This window comes from Paenibacillus polymyxa (assembly GCF_018614975.1).
GTDB classification, from domain to species: Bacteria; Bacillota; Bacilli; order Paenibacillales; family Paenibacillaceae; genus Paenibacillus; species Paenibacillus polymyxa_E.
Genome location: NZ_JAGGNR010000008.1, coordinates 594,093 through 616,756, shown reverse-complemented (window position 1 = coordinate 616,756; position 22,664 = coordinate 594,093). Strand labels below are relative to the sequence as shown.

Here is a 22,664-nt window from a genome sequence, read left to right as displayed (position 1 = left end):
GGATTTATCATGTCAACAGAAAAAACAGTGCTCTCCAGTTTTGACACATGGAAGAAGTTCCTGGGTGACCGCGTACTGCAAGCAGAGAAGATGGGAATGAGTGAAGAAACCATCAACAAACTTGCGTATGAAATCGGCGACTTCCTTGATGAAAAAGTCGATCCGGCGAACCATTCCAACCGGGCATTGAAAGAGTTATGGGATGTCGGCGATGCAGATGAGCGTCGTACGATTGCGTGCCTGATGGTCAAATTGGCCAAACAAAACGCATAAGATTACAGATGAAGAGCTCCCGCAAGGGGGCTTTTCTCTAATGATTACAAACGGATTACAGAGCTGTTCTTGTAATTCATTTTCATTTTATATATCATTAACGTGACCCATTTTTAGAAGATGTCTCAGATTGTTGTCCAGTGGACACGTTCTGTTGCTGTCGAATAATGGGGAATAATGCATTACGGGGTGTTGAAATGGAATCTAAACAATGGTACATGGAATATAAAATACATAAGAACAGACCCGGTTTGTTAGGCGATATTGCCTCTATGCTGGGGATGCTTGAAGTGAATATATTGACCATTAACGGTGTTGAAGGCAAAACTCGAGGCATGCTGCTTGAATCGGATGATGATGAAAAAATCCGTTTGCTTGGTGAAATGCTTGGCAAAGTAAACAGCATCACCGTATCGGCTTTGCGGCAACCTAAATTGGTGGATATTTTGGCCGTACGTCATGGCAGATACATTGACCGTGACTCGGATGATCGCAAGACATTTCGTTTCACACGAGATGAACTTGGGTTACTTGTGGACTTTTTGGGTGAAGTATTTAAGAGGGAAGGCAATCAGGTCATCGGTTTGCGCGGAATGCCTCGTGTTGGCAAAACGGAGTCCATTATTGCGGGCAGCGTATGTGCAATGAAGCGATGGACGTTTGTTTCCTCTACACTTCTTCGTCAGACGATAAGGAGTCAAATGTCCGAAGACGAATTGAACCCGAACAATGTCTTCATCATTGACGGAATTGTAAGTACGATTCGTTCCAGTGAGCGGCATTACAACCTGTTGCAGGATATTATGTCCATGCCTAGTACCAAAGTTATTGAACATCCGGATATTTTTGTACAGGAATCCGAATATGATTTTAATGATTTTGATATTATTATTGAATTGCGTAACATTCCGAATGAAGAGATTATTTATGATACGTTTACGGCTAGCTACACCGACGAATTGTAAGGAACCGTACGGAATCATGGAATAGATTAGCAACAACTCAAGAGATAAACATAAGGAGGAGATGGCATGTCTGAACTGGGTCAGCAGTTAAGGGAGGCCCGGCTGCAAAAAGGGATGAGTCTTGACGATGTACAGGAAATGACAAAAATTCGCAAGAGGTATCTGGAGGCCATAGAAGCAGGAGACTATAAAGTGCTGCCGGGTAGCTTCTATGTGCGTGCTTTCATCAAAACCTATGCGGAGACCGTGGGACTGAACCCTGATGAGCTGCTGGAGGGACACAAAAAAGACGTACCCGAAGAAGAGACGGAAGCAACGATGGAACCGGTTATTCAGAAGCGTTCCAGCCGTCCGGTTGAGCGTAGTAATCGGTGGATGTCTGTCGCGCTGATGTGGACATTCCCTGTTTTGATCGTAGTACTGTTGTATGTATACGTGGTGTATAACAATGGTGATGAATCAGATAATCCGGGTCTTGATCAGGTCAAAATTACAGACAGTCAACAACAGCCTGAGGACAAACCGGATCCACCTGCCGACAACGGACAGGCATCTAATCCGCCTGCGACAGATTCAGGTACTGACGGTACTGGTGAGGGCGACGCTGGTGGTAACGGTGGCGGTACAGACACGGAAGGACAGACGGATGAAACTGAGAAAGAACCAACTGACAATTCACCGTCTAATGTTAGTGTTGCAGAAGACGGGAAATCAGGAAATATTACGAACTTTAAAGTTAACGGTAGTGCAGGGCAACCTGTAACGGTTACAATCAAAGCAACAGGTCATAGCTGGCTGGAAGTGTACAAAGGCGAAAACTCCAGTGGAGAGAAGTTGGAGTATGGCAACACAGCCGAAGGTGACAGCTATACCTTTGAGCTTGATAGTGCAGGCATGTATATTAAGTCTGGTTACGCTGCAGCGACCACGATTGAGGTTGGCGGGCAAGTTGTAACGGATGGCAAGGCGACCAATCGGATCCGTTTGAAACTTGGTGAAGACACTACTTCTTCCACAGGTGTTGAAAATGGATCAACGGACGGTACAGGAGGTACCACTGGTAGCGAATAACCGGGTCAACTGCAGGAGACAATAATCGTGTCTTAACTTGCAGTTAACTTTTGGTGAAGTGAGGTGGATGGCTGTGACAGTCAGCTGGATCGTAACAGGTTTAGGGATCATTGTCAGCCTCCTGGGTTATTACCTGACTCCAAGTGCTTGGGGTTACGGAATATTGGGTTTTGGACTTGCACATGTACTTTTGGGTGTGCTCGATATGTTCAGACAGCCCAACCGCAGCCGTTATTAGGTTGGAAGCTGGACCAGCAAGCATTTTTGGCAGCCACTTCAAGTGGAAGCCAAAAATGCTTTTTTCTTTCTACAAAATGGTTTGAAATTAGACTTTTGCTTAAGGTATCCTCTATAATGTTACAGTACATACGATTAACTGAAAGGGTGACTGGTTTGAGTTCAGAAAATTCATTTGATATCGTGTCCAAAATGGACTTGCAAGAACTGACAAATGCCGTTACACAAACCGAGAAGGAAATTGGCACTCGTTATGACTTCAAGGGCAGCAAGAGCAGCTTGAAACTGGATAAGGATGCGTTAACGATCGTATCTGATGATGAGACCAAACTCAAGGCCGTCATTGACGTGCTGCAATCCAAAATGGCGAAGCGTGGTCTACCATTGAAAAACATTGATTACGCAAAGGTAGAGCCAGCGTCTTCTGGTACAGTCCGCCAGCGTTTGAACTTTAAACAGGGGATTGATCAGGACATCGCCAAGAAAATCAATATCCTGATTCGGGATTCCAAGATGAAGGTGAAGAGTCAGATTCAGGGAGACCAACTTCGGGTAACTGGTAAGAGTAAAAATGATTTGCAAGCTGTCATGCAGCTGCTAAATGGTGCGAACCTACCTCTGGATTTGCAATATACAAATTTCAAGTAATATGGCCTTTTTGTAGCAAGAGTGTTTTTTGACACGGTATTGGGCGTATATTATACTAAGTGTGCATTGCTGGCAGTCATGCATCAAGTCCAGTCCTCATCGTTTGCTGACTTTGTGAAAAGCAGTACATCTTCTGGAAGTCACCGGAACGTTTAAAGCGGTTTTGCTTTTGGGCGGTTGACTTTATTTTTTGCGTTTCTACATAGTGGGACCATGTTAATATGGATTGACATTGAAACTGTACATTTCATGTTCCGGATGATGATAACGGGATTATGATGATTGTTTGGAGTAATGGAGGATATGAGGGAGGGCGTCTTGTGAATTTACCCAACCGGATTACGCTTGCACGAATTTGCTTAATCCCTTTTTTGATGGTGTTCCTGCTCGTGGATTTTCCATTTTATCCAGAGCCGTTGCAGCTTGGAAGCTTTTCGCTTCCGTATAATCAACTGATTGCTGCTGTTATTTTTATCATCGCCGCAAGCACAGATGGAATTGACGGATACCTTGCGCGGAAAAATAACATGGTTACCAATCTGGGAAAACTGCTCGATCCACTCGCAGACAAGCTGCTGGTTACTGCAGTTTTGATCTCGCTTGTGGAGATGGGCAAGCTGGATTCCTGGATTGCAGTTGTTATTATTAGTCGTGAATTTGCAGTCACCGGCTTGCGTCAAATTGCATTGCTGGATGGTTCGGTTGTTGCCGCCAGTGCTTGGGGCAAGCTGAAGACTGTAGTGCAGATTGTGGCGATTGTGCTGTTGCTGTTGAACAATTTCCCTTTTTCATACACGGGTATTCACGTCGATATTATCGCAGTATGGGCAGCAGCGCTTATTACCATCTGGTCGGGTATCGATTACTTTATCAAAAACAAAAATTTGCTTCATTTCACAAAAGCATAATGGTTTGTTCTTAAATGGGTAATCATGAAGGAAGCATTGGGTCAGGGGCAATAGGAAATTATCCTATTGCCCTTTGATCACTCACCACGTGTACAGGAGGATGCTCAATGAAGGCAGAAATCATTGCAGTTGGCACAGAGCTACTGCTTGGACAAATCGTCAATACCAATGCCAGATACCTATCCCGTGAATTGGCTGCGATGGGGATCGATGTATATTTCCAAACGGTGGTTGGGGACAACCTTAACCGGCTTAGTGAAGCTATTCGCATTGCGCAGGGCCGTGCAGACGTTATTTTATTTTCCGGTGGCATCGGACCTACTCAAGATGATCTGACCAAGGATGCGCTGGCAGCTGTTCTTAACCGAAAACTGCATACAGATCGAATGGCTATGGACAAAATTGAGAGCTTTTTCAGAGATCGTAATGTGGACATGACAGAGAATAACCGACGTCAGGCGATCGTTATTGATGGTGGCACACCTCTGGCCAATGAAACGGGCCTTGCGGCAGGAAATGCGATTTCTGACAATGACAAATATTATGTTGTGATGCCTGGACCACCTAAAGAGCTGATTCCAATGTTTGAACAGGAAGTCAAGCCTTGGCTGTTCCAGCATGTACTTACGGAAGAAATGCCGATCTATTCCCGAATGCTCAAATTCGCAGGTATTGGTGAATCTGCTCTGGAAGATCGACTATTGGATCTGATTGACGCGCAGACAGACCCTACGATTGCTCCTTACGCGAGCGAAGGCGAAGTTACGGTACGTGTCTCCACGAAGGCTGCGAGTGAGGGAGAGGCGAAGCTGAAGCTGGATACGATGGAGGTCCAGATTCGGGAGCGTTTGACAGAACATCTCTACGCGAACGAGGATGTGCCTATAGAGTACACGATTGTAACCATGATGTCTGACATGGGGCTGACGCTCAGCGCTGCTGAGAGCTGTACAGGAGGGCTTGTCATGCAAAGTCTGACCTCTGTACCCGGAAGTGCGTCAATGCTCAAAGGTGGAATTGTTTGTTACTCCAATGAAATTAAAGAAAAGCTGCTGAATGTGCCTCATGATTATCTGGAAGGTGAAGATGCACCTGGGGCGGTAAGTCCTGAGGTTGCAAAAGTGCTTGCTGAACAGATCCGCATGATTGGCGATGCTGATTTTGGCCTGGCTGTTACCGGTGTAGCTGGACCGGGATATTCGGAACGTAAACCACCCGGACTTGTCTTCATCGCTCTTGCTGAACGTGGAAAAGAGACGGAAATTCATGAGCTGCGTATTAATGGTAATCGCGAGACGGTTCGCATTCGTTCAGCCAAAGCGATTCTCTATCGCTTATGGCAAAAACTTGTGGCGATGGATTGATTAGTTAATCGCTTCGATTGCATTTACAGTTCCAAGCAAGTATAATTAAGGAAGACGGAAGAACCGTAGAATTAGGCTTTACAGCCTTGTTTACGGTTCTTTTTTCTGTTTAATGGAAAGTTTCTCTGAGGAAGAGGCGCCTCGGCCTTCACAAAAAAAACGAATGTATGTTCGAAAAAAAGCTTGGCAAACGTGTTAAAACAAGGTATCATTATCTTATAAACAGTAAAGGGTGTGAGCTTATTGTCAGACCGTCGTGCCGCGCTTGATATGGCGCTCCGTCAAATAGAGAAGCAATTTGGTAAAGGATCCATCATGAAACTGGGTGAGTCCACTCATATGAATGTGGAAATTATTCCCAGTGGTTCCTTGGCTTTGGATATTGCATTAGGAACAGGCGGCTTGCCTAAAGGCCGTATTGTTGAAATATATGGACCCGAATCCTCTGGTAAAACAACCGTAGCATTGCATGCGATCGCTGAAGTACAAAGAGCGGGTGGACAAGCTGCATTTATCGATGCCGAGCATGCTCTTGACCCACAATACGCAAGCAAACTTGGTGTTAATATTGATGAATTGCTTCTGTCTCAGCCAGATACGGGTGAGCAAGGGCTGGAAATTGCAGAAGCTCTTGTACGTAGTGGTGCAGTAGATATCGTCGTTATTGACTCTGTAGCCGCATTGGTTCCAAAAGCAGAGATTGAAGGCGAAATGGGTGATTCACACGTTGGTTTGCAAGCGCGTTTGATGTCTCAGGCGCTGCGTAAACTGTCTGGTGCAATCAGCAAATCCAAAACAATCGCAATCTTCATTAACCAGCTTCGTGAGAAAGTCGGCGTTATGTTTGGTAACCCGGAAACAACACCTGGTGGTCGTGCTCTGAAGTTTTATTCCACAGTACGTCTGGATGTGCGTCGTATTGAGAGTATCAAATCAGGCAATGACATGATTGGTAACCGTACTCGTATTAAAGTTGTGAAAAACAAAGTTGCACCTCCGTTTAAACAAGCGGAAGTGGATATCATGTATGGCGAGGGTATTTCGAGAGAAGGCAGTATCATTGACATTGGTACAGAGCTGGACATCGTTAATAAAAGTGGTGCATGGTACTCCTACGAAGGCGAGCGTTTAGGACAAGGTCGTGAGAACGCAAAGCAGTTCATGAAAGAGCATAAAGATATTGCTGATATCATTGAACAAAAAATTCGTGTAGCCAGTAACTTGGTTACTGCAGTTCCTGCGCCAACGAGTGAAGAGCAACAAAAAGAAGCAGCAGAAGAACAAGAATTGTTTGAAATCAACGAGTAATCTCTCAAAACCTCCCTTGTCGGGAGGACCCTGAGGGTCCCCACTGGACTCCGTAAACTTATCTGATTGAGCTTGAATCAATCTGGATAATGGATTGTAGTGGGAGTACTCGTGCTGTCTAACAGCCCCTGTCCCAATGGACAGGGGCTGTTAGCACGCTAACTGTGGAGTGAAGGCCGGGAACTCAGCCCGGCCTTTTGTATTAGCGTTCTCTGTCTTATGTGAAGATGTGCTTGGCGTAGTCAGAATGAAAATGTTATGAAAGGGGAGAGACCTGAATGGATCAACATGACGAAGATTTATCTGAAGAAGCAGAACAGGATGGCCTATCCCAATTTCCGGACAACGAAGAACTTATTATTACACGTGTAGAACGAACGAAGAGCAGGCAAGCTCGTTATCGAATCACTTTTGGTATCCACTCCATTACGGTTCTTGAAGATGTGATGATTAAATACAGGATGACTCAAGGCAATGCGTTTATGAAGAAGGATCTGGAAGAAATCATTGTAGCTGACGAGCGACAGCGGACGTATGCACAGTCTCTGCGCTTTTTGGAGCATAAGCCACGTACACGCCATGAATTAAGTCAGAAACTTCGTCAAAAAGAGTTTACTGCACCATTAATTGAAGAGACGCTGGATCGACTTGAGCAGGAGAAGCTGGTGGATGACGATCTGTTTGCGAAGGAATGGACAAGGCAGCGTATGGAGGGCAAGCGGAAGGGAAAACTGTGGATAAGGCAAGAGCTGCGTCAAAAGGGCATTGCCAATGACCTCATTATTGAGGCACTTGAAGGTATCAGTACAGATGCGGAATTTGAGACTGCTCTGAGCGCCGGACGCAAAAAATGGAACCAGGTCAAAGGGGACGTCAAAGAGAAGAAACATAAAACGCTTCCCTTTCTGATGAGACGTGGTTTTTCAATGGATATGGTGCGCCGGGTCGTGAATTGTTTAATTGAAGAAGATGAGGCTGGGGACCCTGAAGATGACGAGGCGTTGTTATGGGATTAGCAGACTGGAGTCTCTATACTGCATTCTCTTGACAATTTCTTTCGTCAAATACTAAAATGGACATGAGTCTGTAAGAAATGGACAACTCTTTTTCCTTCCAAAAAAGCGGTTTCGGTTTCTTAAGATTTATACCATTCTTAATTATGGGTTCGCTGGAAACAGTGGATAGTACGTGGAAACATGTACATGTGAAATGAAAATCGGCGGGGGATCGCCGTGAGTATTCGTTATTCCCGAACATATGTAAGGTTTTGAAAACTGCAAATTGACCCAGGGAATGCCTTGGAGGAACCAACGAGGAGGTGAACAGTATGGATAATCCTGCAATCATGATCGTTCTCGTTGTGGCCGCGCTATTCATTGGGTTCGGAGTAGGATATTTTATTCGCAAATCTCTTGCAGAGGCTAAAATCTCCAGTGCGGAACAAGCTGCCGTACAAATCGTGGAGAACGCGAAAAAAGAGGCAGAGGCACTGAAGAAAGAAACGGTACTGGAAGCGAAGGATGAAATTCATCGCATTCGTGCCGAAGCTGAAAAAGACACTCGTGAACGTCGGAACGAAATTCAACGACAAGAAAGACGATTGTTGCAAAAAGAAGAGTCGCTGGATAAAAAATTGGAATCACTCGAACGTAAAGAAGAGCAAGTGGCTAACAAAGAGAAACGAATTGATGAAACACAGCAGCAGATCGAAATGATCTACAAAAACCAGGTGACAGAGTTGGAACGTATATCCAACCTCACCATGGAAGACGCACGCAGTATCATACTGTCCAACGTAGAACAGGAAGTTCGTCATGAGACGGCTCAAATGATCAAGGACATTGAACAACAAGCGAAGGAAGAAGCGGACAAAAAGTCCCGCGAGATTATTACACTCGCCATCCAACGTTGTGCGGCTGACCACGTAGCGGAAACAACGGTATCTGTTGTTACCCTGCCAAATGAAGAAATGAAAGGCCGGATTATCGGTCGTGAAGGACGTAACATCCGTGCGCTTGAAACCCTTACAGGGATTGACCTCATTATCGATGATACGCCAGAAGCTGTTATTCTGTCGGGCTTTGACCCGATTCGCCGTGAAATCGCCCGTACTGCCCTGGAGAAACTGGTGGCTGATGGACGTATTCACCCGGCACGGATTGAAGAGATGGTTGAGAAATCCCGCAAAGAAGTGGATGAGCGCATCCGTGAATACGGTGAGCAAGCTACCTTTGAAGTGGGCGTGCATGGTCTGCATCCGGATCTGATCAAAATTTTGGGCCGGTTGAAGTTCCGTACAAGTTACGGTCAGAACGTCTTGAAACATTCCATGGAAGTCGCTTATCTCGCTGGACTGATGGCTGGCGAACTCGGAGAAGACGTAACTCTGGCAAGACGTGCAGGTCTATTGCATGACATCGGTAAAGCGCTGGATCACGAAGTGGAAGGATCACACGTCGAAATTGGCGTGGAACTGGCGAAGAAATACAAAGAACATCCGGTTGTAATCAACAGTATCGCGTCCCATCACGGAGATTGCGAAGCGACTTCGGTCATTGCCATGTTGGTTGGCGCAGCAGATGCGCTCTCCGCAGCAAGACCAGGCGCACGCCGCGAAACGCTGGAAACGTATATCAAACGACTGGAGAAGCTGGAAGAAATCTCAGAATCCTTCGAAGGTGTCGAGAAATCGTACGCCATTCAGGCCGGACGCGAAGTTCGCGTTATGGTACAGCCTGAGAAGATCGATGATGCTGAAGCCTTCCGCTTAGCCCGTGACATCACGAAGATGATTGAGAATGAACTCGACTATCCGGGTCACATCAAAGTCACCGTCATCCGGGAAACCCGTGCGGTTGAATACGCAAAATAGAGCATTACGGAAAAGTGGCCGCAGTAGTGGGCCACTTTTCCTGTTGATAGCCTGTTATAAGGTTATTTAGTCAAACTACACAGCATGAAGCATGAGATAGAGTCCTGCAAAGGTTCAACATTTGAAATAAGAGGACTTTGCAGGAATTGAGGAGGCAGTAATCAATGAAAGTTTTGTTTATTGGGGACATTGTAGGCAACGTGGGACGTAAGGCATTAAAGGAAAATCTACCGTTCCTGAAATCGAAGTATAAGCCACATGTGGTGATTGTGAATGGTGAAAATGCGGCAGCAGGTCGCGGCATTACCGGTGCAATCGCAAATGAGTTTTTCAACTGGGGTGTACATGGCATTACACTTGGTAATCATACTTGGGACAATAAGGATATTTTTGATTTTATAGATGATGAGCCCCGCATGATTCGACCAGCTAACTTTCCACCAGGCACACCAGGACGAGGATATACGGTTGTCAAAGGCGAAGGGAAAGAGCTGGCGATTGTCAATCTGCAAGGAAGAACGTTCCTGCCTGCCCTGGATTGTCCATTCCGTGTAGCTGATGAGATTGTAGATGAGCTGCGCCAAAACCATAAATGTATTTTGGTCGATATGCATGCTGAAGCGACGTCAGAAAAGATTGCCATGGGATGGCATCTGGATGGACGTGCGTCTCTCGTTGTAGGTACACATACGCATGTACAGAGTAATGATGATCGGATTTTGCCTGGAGGAACAGCTTACTTGACGGATGCAGGCATGGTAGGGCCTCGTGACGGCATATTGGGCATGGAGCGTGAGGCCGTGCTGCGTAAGTTCTACACCCAGCTACCTGTACGTTTTGTTGTGGATGATGGCAAATGGCACTTCCATGGTGTTTTTGTTGAAATTGATGAAGCCACAGGTGCGGCAACACGCATCGAAAAAATTCGTCTGATGGAGGACGAGTGGCGCATGGAATAGGGGTATTGTCCCATTTTGCAGGGAAACCCGTCTAAAAAGAAGGAATTTTTTTGCCTCCCGCGAATAACATCTAGTAAGTGGAAACAAACTTTCAACATTCCCAGGGAGGTACTTACCATGGATGTATTAAAAGTTTCAGCAAAGTCCAATCCTAATTCTGTAGCCGGCGCTCTTGCAGGGGTTCTTCGTGAACGTGGAAATGCTGAACTGCAGGCAATTGGAGCGGGAGCACTGAACCAAGCCATTAAAGCGGTAGCGATAGCCCGGGGATTTGTAGCACCAAGCGGAGTTGACCTGATTTGTATTCCAGCTTTTACAGACATTGTGATCGACGGCGAGGACCGAACGGCCATTAAGCTGATTGTGGAGCCCAGATAATACATGCAGTATGCATTGAACCTGTTTACGATGTAGACAGGTTTTTTTGCGTTTTTTTTGCAATAACATATTGAGGAGGGTTTAAGATGTCCATGTCTGATTGGCGTGTGGCTGATTTTCACTGTGATGCACTGAGCAAAATTTTGATGCAGCCTGCGCTTTCATTCCAAGATGCTCCACAACTGGATGTGAACTTGCAACGTTTGAAAGAGGGGAATGTAGGGTTGCAGGCGTTCGCCATCTATTTACCCGAAGTGCTGGGCAGAGGCAAGTTTGAACATGTGATGGGGCAGTTGGAGATTTATCGTAGACGTGTAGAGAGAAGTCAGGAGCGGCCTGGCGGCACACAGACGTTGTTATGGCGTGAACAGGTGGCTCAGGTGGGGCAAACAGAGGGGCCGTGGGGATTAATCACACTAGAGAGTGTGGATGGCCTGGAGGGCAACCTGTTCTATCTGGAGTTATGTTATCAGATGGGCGTTCGAATCATTGGACTAACGTGGAATTATGCCAATTGGGCGGCTGACGGAGTAATGGAGAAGCGTGGAGCAGGTCTGACCGAGAAGGGGAAGGAACTGGTGCGCCAGTGTAATGAAATCGGAATGCTGCTGGATGTGTCACATCTGACGGAGAAAGGGTTCTGGGAACTGACTGACTTGAGCAAGCGTCCTTTTATCGCCTCCCACTCCAACAGCTATAGCGTATGTCCCCATGTGCGTAATCTGAAAGATGATCAGATTCAGGCCATCATTGCCCGGCAAGGGCGGATTGGACTGACGTTTGTACCCTGGTTTGTAAAGCAGGAGGGTGAGGTACGCATAGAAGACCTGCTGCCTCATATCGAGCAGATCTGTTCTTTGGGCGGGCAACATCACCTGATGATGGGGTCTGATTTTGATGGAATTCCGACGTATATTCAAGGACTCGAACATGCCGGACACTATCCAAGACTGATGGAAATCTTACTCAAACATTATGATGAACATATGGTTCGTGGCTGGTTGTGGGGGAATGCAATGAGTTATCTGGGGGAACACTTGCCAGAGAGCAATCCGAAGGTAAAGGGGCGTCCATGAAATAGTGAACTGGTGTGTGCGTTGTATGGGTTGAATTGAAACTAGTTTTCCAAAATAAAGGAGAGGAATGATGGCGAAATAAGTGTATTTCATGAATTTTCACCAGTTCGTTTTCATTTCACTCCAAAAAGGGGTATAATACCATTGGATTGTTAAGAGCCTGAGTACAGGCCATAGATAAACAAGGAGTGAAATTTACAATGAGTAAAACAGTACCTGTGGGCGTATCTGCCCGTCACATTCATGTATCTCAAGAGCACGTTGAAATTTTGTTTGGCAAAGGTTATGAACTGACTGAATTTAAACCTCTGTCCCAGCCTGGCCAATACGCTGCTAACGAAACTGTAGCGGTAATTGGTTCGAAAGGACAGTTTGATAAAGTGCGTATCCTTGGACCTGTTCGCCCTGAAACGCAACTGGAAATCTCCATGACAGATTCATTTGCGATTGGTGTTAAAGCACCTGTACGTGAATCTGGAAGTATTGAAGGTACACCAGGAATCACAATTAAAGGCCCTGCTGGCGAAGTAACGATTGATAAAGGTGTTATCGTTGCTGCTCGTCACATTCACTTCCATACTTCTGATGCTGCTAAATGGGGTATCGAGGACAAACAAATGTTGAAAGTTCGCCTTGGCGGGGATCGCGGTCTTATACTGGAAAATGTACTGGCTCGTGTATCCGATTCTTTTGCACTGGACATGCATATTGATACAGATGAAGCTAACGCTGCTGGCGCTCGTAATGGCGACACTGCTGAAATCATCGATTAATACCATGTAATAGCTTCAGCCGTCAATTAGGGCGGTCTGAATAATATATAAACCTGAGCACAGTCAACAGGGCCGGTTAATTCCAGTCCTTGATGGCAAGGCTCAGGTTTTTGTATTTTCTGAGTGTTCTTCTGCGCATGGCATGTTTCGGATTAGACGAAGGGACATACGGTTTGGATGTGGAACTACAGCCCAATTCATGCTATAATTTGCTGTAATGCTCTTTTAATGTTCCAAGCAAGAAATTCATGTGGAACAGGGATGAATGAACGATTTTTTATTAATAGAGGCTGTAAGGAGTGACCGAAGGAAATGGCTAAAGACTCAAAAAAGGATTACTCCCAATATTTTGATTTCTCCGATGCCAAAGTAATTTCGCAAGATGAATTCAGCAAAAAGATAAGAATCCGGGGCCGGGAGATTAACATCAAATCGGAACCCAATCATCGTCAGGAGAAACAGCGGGGTAAGGAAAACGTCCAGGTGCTTTACGAAAATGCCGTTCCCGATGAACTGAAAAACATAGGGAAAGGCAAACACTATATTGTATATACGTATGGATGTCAGATGAACGAGCATGACTCGGAGACCATCAAAGGATTGCTTGAGTCTATGGGTTATCAGGCCACAGAGGATCGCAAAGAGGCTGATATTATTCTGCTCAATACGTGTGCCATACGGGAAAATGCGGAAGATAAAGTATTTGGTGAGCTTGGTCACCTCAAAACGCTAAAACTCGAACGTCCGGGATTGTTACTTGGCGTATGCGGTTGTATGTCCCAAGAAGAAGGCGTCGTCAACCGAATTATGCAGAAGCATGGCTTTGTGGATATGATCTTTGGTACACATAATGTGCATCGACTGCCACATCTAATCCAGGAAGCGCTGTTCAGCAAAGAAATGGTTGTTGAGGTGTGGTCCAAGGAAGGCGACATTATTGAGAACCTGCCGAAGAAACGTGAGGGTATGCGCGGCTGGGTGAACATTATGTATGGCTGTGACAAGTTCTGTACATATTGCATCGTTCCGTTCACGCGGGGCAAAGAACGCAGCCGTCGTCCGGAAGATGTCATTGCCGAAGTACGTGATTTGGCACGACAAGGCTTTAAGGAGATCACGCTGCTTGGTCAAAATGTGAATGCGTACGGCAAGGATTTCACCGACCTGAACTACAGCTTTGGTGACCTGATGGATGCCATTCGCCAAATTGATATTCCGCGAGTACGGTTTACAACCAGTCACCCACGTGACTTCGATGACCACTTGATTGAAGTGCTTGCCAAGGGCGGAAACCTGGTGGAGCACATTCATCTTCCGGTGCAATCTGGCAGTTCAGAAGTACTGAAGCGTATGAGCCGCAAGTATAGCCGGGAACACTATCTGAAGCTGGCTGACAAAATTAAAAAGGCCATCCCGGGTGTTGTGTTGACAACGGATATTATTGTTGGTTTTCCGGGGGAAACGGAAGAACAGTTTGAAGATACACTTTCCCTTGTCCGTGAAGTAGGGTATGATTTTGCCTATACCTTTATCTATTCCCCACGTGAAGGTACACCGGCTGCGGTGATGGAAGACAACGTACCGATGGAAGTGAAGAAGGAACGTTTGAAGCGCTTGAACGAAACAATCAACGAATACAGCCACCGAAGCAATGAAGAGCAACGCGGCAAAATCGTTGAAGTGCTCGTTGAAGGCGAGAGCAAGCGGAATTCCGAAGTTCTGGCAGGACGTACGCGCAGCAACAAGCTGGTGCATTTTGAAGGACCCAAAGAATTGATCGGTACTTTCGTACAAGTGGAAATCACCGATCCGATGACTTTTTATATCCGGGGCAACCTGCTCTCCGAGCCGGTAGCTGCCAATCAGTAATAGTAATACACACACCAATAAGATGAGTATTTTTTGCAATTAGCGGGTTACGGCCAAGCGTAGCGAAGGTGACGGAATCGATTCTGCAGAAGCGAAGCGTTCGCCTTTGTCTCCGAATTTTAAACCTTTGAAAAATATAATCAAGAAAATTCGGAGACAACAGCGATCAAAAGAACGATCCGACACCGTAGCGGTCACTGAGCAGTCTACTGAGCTTAATGCAACGTCGAGTATTCATCTTATATCATCTCATAGAATGGAGCGATTTCAGTGGCGCAGGAAGAAGTGCAGTACAACCATTACGGAATGCCTACCTACGATACGCGCAATCTGGTCATACGCGACGACATTATGGGAAAAGCCAAAGAATTGGCTGATATGCTCGGAACGAGTGAGGAAGTTAGACAGTTTCAACAGGCTGAAACCAAAATTCGGGATCATGAGCGCATCCAGCAGTTGATTGCAATGATCAAGAAGAAACAAAAAGAGATTGTTGCTTTTGAAAGCTTCAAAAATGTGGAGATGGTCAGCAAAATTGAACAGGAAATTGACGATCTGCAAAGCGAACTGGACAGTATTCCATTGGTTACGGAATTCCAGCAGAGCCAGAGCGACATCAACTACTTGCTTCAACTAGTGATCTCCGTAATCCGGGATACGGTTTCTGAAAAAGTAAACGTGGAGGCTGGAACAGATTCACCTCCGACCAGTTGCGGTTAAATGACGGGAGGGTGCGGACGCTGTCCGCGCCTTTTTTGATGATTGTAGAATTTTTAAATTTTCAGCGGAGCTGAATAATTCGATAATCGCAAGAAAAGCAACCGCTAAACCACGAATGTGGCATCAGCGATAAGACTTCGATCAGAAGCTTTTCTTACATTGCATAACTGTTAACGTGGAGTGGCTATCGCCAAGTACTCGGAATATAATTCCAAGCAAAGCTCCACGCTGTGGGGTTATTTTGTGTGGCGCAGCTGATTTTTAATGATAAAGGCACATGACATCAAGAGAGATTGATACGTACAGTGAATAAAGGAGAAATGAATAATGAGTATTTTGGACAAAATGGTGGAAGACGGAGACGGACGATTCTGGGGATTTCTCGGATGTCGTTATATTAAAGGAGACGGCAAAGAAGTACAGATCGCGCTGACAGCAGGCGAACAGCATACGAACTCCATGGGGATTATTCATGGGGGCGTATTAACTTCACTGATGGATCAAGCGATGGGTATGGTTTCAACAGCAGCAATGGAAGTGGACGGCTGTGTGACAACGAATCTGAACGTGCATTTTCTTGCACCGATGAAACAAGGGGAGTTAATGGTGAGAGCTACGGTACTGCATCAAGCAGGACGCAGTGTTACGACTCAATCGGAGGTTCGTGATGCATCAGGCACGTTGGGATGTATGGCAACGGCGACATTCCGCATAGCACGCCCGAGAACGTAACGCACGAATCCTGCGGTTGACAAAATATATTATTATGTCATAATGAAATTATCAAAATGAAAATAGTCGGTGGTGCCCATGAGCGAAAACTACGAACACTTCAATGCAGAGAGTGAAGAACAAGCAGCACGTGCTTATAGTTCCAAAAAGTATCGTACCCCCGATGGTGTTCCTGCGGATATCGTTATGTTCACCCTAACCAAACGGGAGCGCAAGACGGTGACGAAGACGCTCCCCATTCGGGAACTGAAAGTGATGCTGATCAAGCGCAAAGGCTGGCCTTTTGCAGGCAGATGGGCATTACCCGGTGGATTTTGTCAGGAGAATGAATCCATCTACGGTGCAGCAAAGCGTGAACTGATGGAAGAGACAGGAGTAGATGGTGGACATCTGGAGTACTTGAATGTATACAGTCAGCCGGGTCGTGACCCGAGGGGCTGGATTATCTCTCACGCATTTTTTGCACTTGTAGAAGAATGGATGCTGGATCAACGCCAAGCAGCAGATGATGCTGAGGATGTTGGATTGTTCACCATTCAGGAGGCGCTGCAAGAACTGGAACTTGCCTTTGATCACAGAACAATCATCGAAGATGCTTATCGACGTATTCAACAGCAGATGTTGGAAACGACGATTGCTCGTCAGTTCCTGCCACGTGATTTTACATTAAGTGAATTATATCAGGTTATTCAAAGTGTTGTACCGGATTTTGAAGAACCAAACTTCATTCGCAAGATTACGTCTACCCGCAGTCGTAAAGGCATTGTGGAAGAAGTACGGGATGAAGAGGGGAACCTGGTGAGTTCCAACCAGTACTCGCAACGTCCAGCGCAGCTATATCGTTTTACAGAACTCGTACCACGCCTTTCTATCTATACGTAATAAGGTGTAGATGTGTCAATTGGATTAAATCAGGATCAACCATTTCTGGGCTAAGGGAGTGTTGACGATGAAAGCACTGATTGTCATTGATTTTACGAAAGATTTTGTGACAGGTTCTTTGCCTGTAGGTCAGCCAGCAGTAGAGATCGAAGAGACGATTGCAGCTGTAACCGAGGCCTATTGTAAGAACAAACATGAGGTAATCATGGCTGTGGATCTACACGAAGAGAATGATCCGTATCACCCGGAGACTGTACTTTTCCCACCTCATAACATCAGAAATTCGGAGGGAAGACAGTTATATGGTCGTCTTGCCCAAGTGATGGAAGAACGGAAAAACGATATTCGTTGGATGGATAAGACGAGATACAGCGCATTCTGTGGAACAGATCTGGAACTCAGACTGCGTGCACGTGGTATTACAGATATTGCACTCGTAGGGGTATGTACGGATATTTGCATATTGCATACTGCAGTGGACGCTTACAATAAGGGTTTTCATATTACGGTATATGAAGATGCCGTTGCCAGCTTCAATCCGGCAGGGCATGAGTGGGCACTTGGACATTTTCGTTCCAGCCTTGGTGCTTCGGTGGTTAAGGCGAGCGAAACAGTCTTGGCTTAATTTTCTCCATAGTCATGTTTGGTTGACCTCATGTTAGGAACCGGATGAATGTGGTGAATGGTGTATAGAGTTTTAGGGGAGACTTGTTTGTTTAATACAGATGAACAGAATCATGAAGAATAAGTCTCCATATGTTAACCCGTGTCCTCAGATGAAATATGGGGGCACGAGCGGAAGTCAGAGAGGATGAGACAAATGCAGACAACTAGCCTGGCTTTACATACGGATAAATATCAGATCAATATGATGTACGCCCATTGGGTGAATGGTACTCACAAGCGGAAGGCGGTATTTGAAGCCTATTTCCGTAAGCTTCCTTTTGGTAACGGTTATGCGGTATTTGCCGGATTGGAACGGATTGTGAACTATATCAGCGAACTTCATTTTACGATGGACGACATCAAATTTTTATCCAAACAAGAGGAAAATTACGATCCGGTCTTTCTGGAAGAGTTGCTCCAGTTTTCATTTCAGGGGACGATTCATTCCATGAAGGAGGGTGCAATTGTTTTCCCTGACGAACCGCTCATTCGGGTAGAAGGCTCCATTATGGAGACACAATTGGTGGAGACGGCGATACTTAACTTCATGAATTATCAGACGTTAATTGCAACCAAGGCTTCGCGGATCAAACAGGTAGCACAACAGGATACGTTGCTCGAATTCGGTACACGGCGTGCACAGGAAGCCGATGCCGCCATTTGGGGCGCACGTGCTTCGTATGTAGCAGGCTTCCATGCAACGTCCAACATGTTGGCCGGAGAGCGCTTCGGAATCCCAACAGCAGGTACGCATGCACATTCATGGGTGCAGAGCTTTATGACAGAGCAGGAGGCGTTTGACGTCTATGCCAAAGTGCTGCCGGATCATGTGACCCTGTTGGTGGATACCTTTGATACCTTGAAAAGTGGTGTGCCACATGCGATCAACACAGCCAAGAAGCTGGAGAGCCAGGGCAAAAAGATGAATGCGATTCGTCTGGACAGTGGTGACCTTGCATACTTGTCCATTCAGGCACGTCAGATGCTGGATGAGGCTGGGCTGGATTATGTGAAAATTGTAGCATCCAATGATTTGGATGAAAATACGATTTTCAACCTGAAGGCTCAAGGAGCACGGATAGATACATGGGGGGTTGGTACACAGTTGATTACGGCTTCTGACCAGCCATCTTTGGGTGGAGTGTACAAATTGGTGGAGCGTGAAGTGGACGGTGCCATGCTGCCTACGATCAAAATATCTGCCAATCCTGAAAAGGTGTCCACTCCAGGTAAAAAGGAAGTGTTCCGGATCATTGATCCGAAACATGGCAAAGCGATTGCAGATTATATCTGCTATCCAGATGAAGAGCAGCCGCTACAGGGCGGACCGCTCAAGCTGTTCAACCCGCTACACCCTTATCTGAAAAAGACCGTTACCCGCTACGAAGCGGTCAATATGCTGGAGCCGATCTTTGTCAACGGACACAAAGTGTATGACCTGCCTAATTTGGATGAGATTCGGGCGTATCATCGGGAGCAGATGGACCTCTTCTGGCCTGAATACCAACGTAAACTTAACCCGGAGATCTACCGTGTGAATATCAGCCCAGCGGTTTGGAATATGAAGCAGAAGCTCATTATGGAACATGTGAAATCCACAGAGGGATGATCTACACATAAGAATTACAGAGAGGCATAACCAGTGAGGAATACTGGCTTATGCCTTTTTTTTGATATGATCCCGATGAGATGGACCAGTGATGTAAGAAATCTCATGGACAGACTTCCAAGGTAACAGGCTATACTGGAAATAGTCATGCACAATTCAAGAGGTTGTAGGGGAAAAGCAGTAATTATTTCTCGGGAAAGCGCAGGAGCCGCCAAATTATGCAACTATTGATTCAATCCCACAGCTGTAGGGGATGAAAGTAAGAGGAGGTGCAGACATGAGATGGATATTAGGGCTGCTCTGGATCACTTTTATTGCCTATACCTTGTTGTTGGCACCGGGGCAGTCACCTGGAAGTGATCCAATATTCAAAGAACTGATCACAATGCAAAGCAAAGAGCCTTGGTTACTTACTGTGTTTTCGTGGTTAGGTATTTTCCCGGCAGTGTATGCCTGTATGCTGTTAAGAACATCTGTGAAAGAACGAGGTGGCCGAGTACCGGTTTGGCCTTTTGTCATACTTTCTTTTGGACTGGGTGCTTTTGCCCTGCTTCCCTATTATGCATGGTCATCATCCGCAAATAGAGCTTCGGGTTACGCAAGCTTGCATTTTGGTCGTCAGCGTGAGGCGGGTATTGGACGGGTAGCAGCCCACAAGTTGACGCATGTAGTCCTTCTGCTGTTGACGCTGGGGACGGCATTTTATGCCGTGATGCAAGGTCATCCGGATGTATATATGGAAGCATTCAAGCAATCTGCCTTTGTACATATCATGACGATTGATTTTGTACTACTGACCTTACTTTCGATGCTTGGGATATACAGGGATACTGAAGTAAGTCGACGTTCACCAGCTTGGGCAGCGGCGGGGATCATCCCTATTGTGGGTCCACTAATCTATCTGTTAACGCTCAGAAGAGACAGAGCTTGATCATCAACATCTGAAGAATCCAAAGGTAAAAGGGAGCCGTTAAGCCTGAATGCGAACATTTCATGTGCTTAATGAAAAAATATATAAAATCCAAAGAAGGAGTGGCTATCGATGAAAAACCCTTTTAACGCATATGTTGTCCGTAAAGAAGAACAGAGCGGTGTGAGAGCTGCTATAGAGCAACTGAAGAAGGAAGATCTGCCAAATGGAGATGTAACGGTGCAGGTGCAGTATTCCAGTGTCAACTATAAAGACGGACTAGCGACTCTTGAAAAGGGTGGTGTCGTTCGTGAATACCCGATGGTGCCGGGAATTGATCTGGCCGGAACGGTTGAGGAGTCGATAAGTGGACGTTTTGCACCAGGAGATCGGGTGATCAGTACAGGATTTGAACCTGGGGTATCCCATTACGGAGGGTACAGCGAGTATGCGCGTCTACGCAGTGAATGGCTGGTACCTCTGCCACCAGGTCTCAGTGAGAAAGAAGCCATGGCAATTGGAACGGCAGGATTTACGGCTGCACTTTCGGTAGATGCGCTGTTACAGGCTGGAGTGACACCGGAGATGGGCAAGGTTCTGGTTACGGGTGCAACGGGTGGTGTTGGCAGTATGGCAGTTGCCATTCTGGCGAAACTTGGTTTTGAAGTAACAGCCAGCACAGGCAAGAAGGAGCAGGAGGAGCCATTGCTCCGAAACTTGGGAGCTTCAGAGGTTATCACTCGTGAAGAAGCAGATGCTCCAGCTAAAGGAGCCATGGGCAAACAGCTCTGGGCGGGAGTTGTTGATCCGACAGGAGGTCCAGCACTCGCGGAGCGATTGAAACAAGTTCAATACGGAGGTGCGGTAGCGGTATCCGGGTTAACTGGAGGCACAGCTTTTGAATCCACGGTACTTCCGTTTATTTTGCGTGGCATCCAGCTTATTGGTATAGACTCTGTATATTGTCCAATGGAACGTCGGGAACGATTGTGGAAACTGCTCGGCGGAGAATGGAAACCGGAGCGTGCGCTGGAACTGGGAATCCGGGAAATTTCGCTAGACCAGTTGCCTCATACGCTGGAGACGATACTCCAAGGTGGTGCAGTAGGTCGGACGGTAGTCAATATAATATCAGATCTGCCATCCGCATAAGATTCTAAGCCCTTAGACATGCTAATTCTACCTGATTGAGTCACAGTACATGTGGCTGGAAAGGAAGGATTGGCATGTGGTTTCGTAGAAAAGGCCAAAGTCTGGTTGGAAGAACAATCAAGTCGGTACTTGTAAGTGGCGTGTTGATCGCGAGTATCTGGGCCCTGGTGGCTTGTTCGGCATCATCCATTGAGCAGGAGCGGAAGGTCTACACCCGCGAAGCGACAGATGAAGGAAATGTGCGGGCACAGAGTCAAGGACACGGATTAAACGGTGAATTGGTGAGTGAGATCAGCAAGAGTTTTGAAGCAAAAGGCATTCAGCTGATGAATAATATGTCTGCCGATGACGGTCATGGTGGGATCTCTTATATGTACTTGTTGAATGGAAGTGGCAGACACATCGTGAAAGTTCATATTTTCAGTGATGCGGCAACCCGTGCTGCCAGCATGAAACAAATGTATAGTGAGAATAGCGACGAGGCTGTCTTGGAGAATGCGCTTGGCCGGACAACGATTCGCAGCAAAGGATACGTCTCACTTGTTTATACAGCTTCCGGTGGGGAAAAGGACAAGTATGAACAGGATGTTATGCAGGTGTTCCAACAAGTATTGGGGCAATTAAGGTAGGAGCAGAGGGGAGCGCTGAACCTTGCAATTCGTATCGTACAGCTGAAAATAAACCCGAAAAACCCGTCTGATTCTTCAGACGGGTTTATATATTTCACGCATGACATGCCGCAGTTCAGGCAAAATGAGTTTTTCCATGGCCAATTGGACAGCTCCTTTGGAGCCTGGCATGGAGAATATGGCTGTGCGTCCAATCGTTCCAGCGACGGCTCTGCTCAGGATGGCAGCGGAACCGATATCTTCGGTGTAACTGAGAAAACGGAAGATCTCACCAAAGCCCGGAAGTTCTTTGTCGAGCAGTGAAGATACCGCTTCGTAAGTTGTATCTCGGGGTGCAATCCCTGTTCCGCCGCTAAGCAGCACGGCTTCAATATCATCACGAACGGCTGCATCTTGCAGGATGCTTCGAATGTTCTCCGTTTCATCTGGTGTGATGATGTATTCAACAATCTGATAACCCGATTCACTGAGAAGCTGGTGCATGAGCTGGCCACTGGTATCGGTGTCTTTGGTGCGTGTGTCCGACACGGTAACAATCATGCACGATACCGTAGTTGGAGCTTCCTGGCGATGTTGCTCCACTGAATTAGTCATGAAACTTCCTCCTTCAATCAACATGTCCTCATAGCATAGACCATCCGTTAGAATCAGGCAATGTACTGG

At 46.3% G+C, this 22,664-nt stretch carries 24 protein-coding genes; 23 read left to right on the top strand and 1 reads right to left on the bottom strand.

Annotated elements, in window-relative coordinates:
- The first annotated feature begins 9 nt into the window (after positions 1-9).
- The 23 genes from J7E78_RS06160 (at position 10) to J7E78_RS06050 (ending at position 22,001) form a co-directional block, all read left to right on the top strand.
- Positions 10-273, top strand: a complete 264-nt coding sequence (locus J7E78_RS06160) for a DUF3243 domain-containing protein (RefSeq protein WP_017689119.1) — start codon at positions 10-12, stop codon at positions 271-273.
- 197 nt (positions 274-470) lie between these two features.
- Positions 471-1,238, top strand: coding sequence for a DUF3388 domain-containing protein (locus J7E78_RS06155; protein WP_036609270.1), 768 nt, complete (start codon positions 471-473; stop codon positions 1,236-1,238).
- Between the two features lie 66 nt (positions 1,239-1,304).
- Complete coding sequence (locus J7E78_RS06150; protein ID WP_215075407.1) at positions 1,305-2,309, top strand: helix-turn-helix domain-containing protein; 1,005 nt, start codon at positions 1,305-1,307, stop codon at positions 2,307-2,309.
- 73 nt (positions 2,310-2,382) lie between these two features.
- Entirely contained in the window at positions 2,383-2,547 is a 165-nt protein-coding gene (locus J7E78_RS06145) for a hypothetical protein (RefSeq protein WP_167350848.1), read from the top strand.
- A 155-nt stretch (positions 2,548-2,702) separates the two neighbouring features.
- Entirely contained in the window at positions 2,703-3,194 is a 492-nt protein-coding gene (locus J7E78_RS06140; protein ID WP_017689115.1) for a YajQ family cyclic di-GMP-binding protein, read from the top strand.
- A gap of 320 nt (positions 3,195-3,514) precedes the next feature.
- The gene (gene pgsA, locus J7E78_RS06135; protein ID WP_076209484.1) at positions 3,515-4,102 is read left to right on the top strand and encodes a CDP-diacylglycerol--glycerol-3-phosphate 3-phosphatidyltransferase; all 588 of its coding nucleotides are present in this window, start codon (positions 3,515-3,517) and stop codon (positions 4,100-4,102) included.
- A 107-nt stretch (positions 4,103-4,209) separates the two neighbouring features.
- On the top strand, positions 4,210-5,466 hold the full coding sequence (locus J7E78_RS06130; protein WP_215075406.1) for a competence/damage-inducible protein A: 1,257 nt from the start codon (positions 4,210-4,212) through the stop codon (positions 5,464-5,466).
- A 243-nt stretch (positions 5,467-5,709) separates the two neighbouring features.
- Positions 5,710-6,774, top strand: a complete 1,065-nt coding sequence (gene recA, locus J7E78_RS06125; protein WP_036609261.1) for a recombinase RecA — start codon at positions 5,710-5,712, stop codon at positions 6,772-6,774.
- Positions 6,775-7,052: 278 nt separating this feature from the next.
- Positions 7,053-7,790, top strand: a complete 738-nt coding sequence (locus J7E78_RS06120; protein ID WP_215075405.1) for a regulatory protein RecX — start codon at positions 7,053-7,055, stop codon at positions 7,788-7,790.
- A gap of 311 nt (positions 7,791-8,101) precedes the next feature.
- On the top strand, positions 8,102-9,646 hold the full coding sequence (gene rny / locus J7E78_RS06115) for a ribonuclease Y (RefSeq protein ID WP_215075404.1): 1,545 nt from the start codon (positions 8,102-8,104) through the stop codon (positions 9,644-9,646).
- A gap of 164 nt (positions 9,647-9,810) precedes the next feature.
- On the top strand, positions 9,811-10,605 hold the full coding sequence (locus J7E78_RS06110) for a TIGR00282 family metallophosphoesterase (protein WP_215075403.1): 795 nt from the start codon (positions 9,811-9,813) through the stop codon (positions 10,603-10,605).
- Positions 10,606-10,722: 117 nt separating this feature from the next.
- Positions 10,723-10,983 (top strand): stage V sporulation protein S, encoded by a 261-nt coding sequence (locus J7E78_RS06105; RefSeq protein WP_007430104.1) that lies wholly within the window; start codon positions 10,723-10,725, stop codon positions 10,981-10,983.
- 86 nt (positions 10,984-11,069) lie between these two features.
- Positions 11,070-12,059 (top strand): dipeptidase, encoded by a 990-nt coding sequence (locus J7E78_RS06100; protein ID WP_397330463.1) that lies wholly within the window; start codon positions 11,070-11,072, stop codon positions 12,057-12,059.
- Between the two features lie 200 nt (positions 12,060-12,259).
- Entirely contained in the window at positions 12,260-12,832 is a 573-nt protein-coding gene (gene pduL, locus J7E78_RS06095) for a phosphate propanoyltransferase (protein WP_215075402.1), read from the top strand.
- Between the two features lie 312 nt (positions 12,833-13,144).
- Positions 13,145-14,701, top strand: coding sequence for a tRNA (N6-isopentenyl adenosine(37)-C2)-methylthiotransferase MiaB (gene miaB, locus J7E78_RS06090; RefSeq protein WP_215075401.1), 1,557 nt, complete (start codon positions 13,145-13,147; stop codon positions 14,699-14,701).
- A 306-nt stretch (positions 14,702-15,007) separates the two neighbouring features.
- Positions 15,008-15,421 carry a YlbF/YmcA family competence regulator gene (locus J7E78_RS06085; RefSeq protein ID WP_251034869.1) on the top strand — a complete coding sequence of 138 codons (414 nt, stop codon included), beginning with the start codon at positions 15,008-15,010 and terminating at the stop codon, positions 15,419-15,421.
- A 327-nt stretch (positions 15,422-15,748) separates the two neighbouring features.
- Complete coding sequence (locus J7E78_RS06080; protein ID WP_215075399.1) at positions 15,749-16,153, top strand: PaaI family thioesterase; 405 nt, start codon at positions 15,749-15,751, stop codon at positions 16,151-16,153.
- 78 nt (positions 16,154-16,231) lie between these two features.
- Positions 16,232-17,035 (top strand): NUDIX hydrolase, encoded by an 804-nt coding sequence (locus J7E78_RS06075; protein WP_215075398.1) that lies wholly within the window; start codon positions 16,232-16,234, stop codon positions 17,033-17,035.
- A gap of 67 nt (positions 17,036-17,102) precedes the next feature.
- Positions 17,103-17,660 (top strand): cysteine hydrolase family protein, encoded by a 558-nt coding sequence (locus J7E78_RS06070; protein ID WP_215075397.1) that lies wholly within the window; start codon positions 17,103-17,105, stop codon positions 17,658-17,660.
- 195 nt (positions 17,661-17,855) lie between these two features.
- Entirely contained in the window at positions 17,856-19,310 is a 1,455-nt protein-coding gene (locus J7E78_RS06065) for a nicotinate phosphoribosyltransferase (RefSeq protein ID WP_215075396.1), read from the top strand.
- A gap of 277 nt (positions 19,311-19,587) precedes the next feature.
- Positions 19,588-20,241 (top strand): hypothetical protein, encoded by a 654-nt coding sequence (locus tag J7E78_RS06060; protein ID WP_215075395.1) that lies wholly within the window; start codon positions 19,588-19,590, stop codon positions 20,239-20,241.
- A gap of 111 nt (positions 20,242-20,352) precedes the next feature.
- The gene (locus J7E78_RS06055; RefSeq protein WP_215075394.1) at positions 20,353-21,372 is read left to right on the top strand and encodes an acrylyl-CoA reductase family protein; all 1,020 of its coding nucleotides are present in this window, start codon (positions 20,353-20,355) and stop codon (positions 21,370-21,372) included.
- Between the two features lie 74 nt (positions 21,373-21,446).
- Complete coding sequence (locus J7E78_RS06050) at positions 21,447-22,001, top strand: hypothetical protein (RefSeq protein WP_215075393.1); 555 nt, start codon at positions 21,447-21,449, stop codon at positions 21,999-22,001.
- A 75-nt stretch (positions 22,002-22,076) separates the two neighbouring features.
- Here the strand turns inward: J7E78_RS06050 and J7E78_RS06045 are convergent, their stop codons facing one another.
- Positions 22,077-22,595 (bottom strand): MogA/MoaB family molybdenum cofactor biosynthesis protein, encoded by a 519-nt coding sequence (locus J7E78_RS06045; protein ID WP_215075392.1) that lies wholly within the window; start codon positions 22,593-22,595, stop codon positions 22,077-22,079.
- Positions 22,596-22,664: the final 69 nt, after the last annotated feature.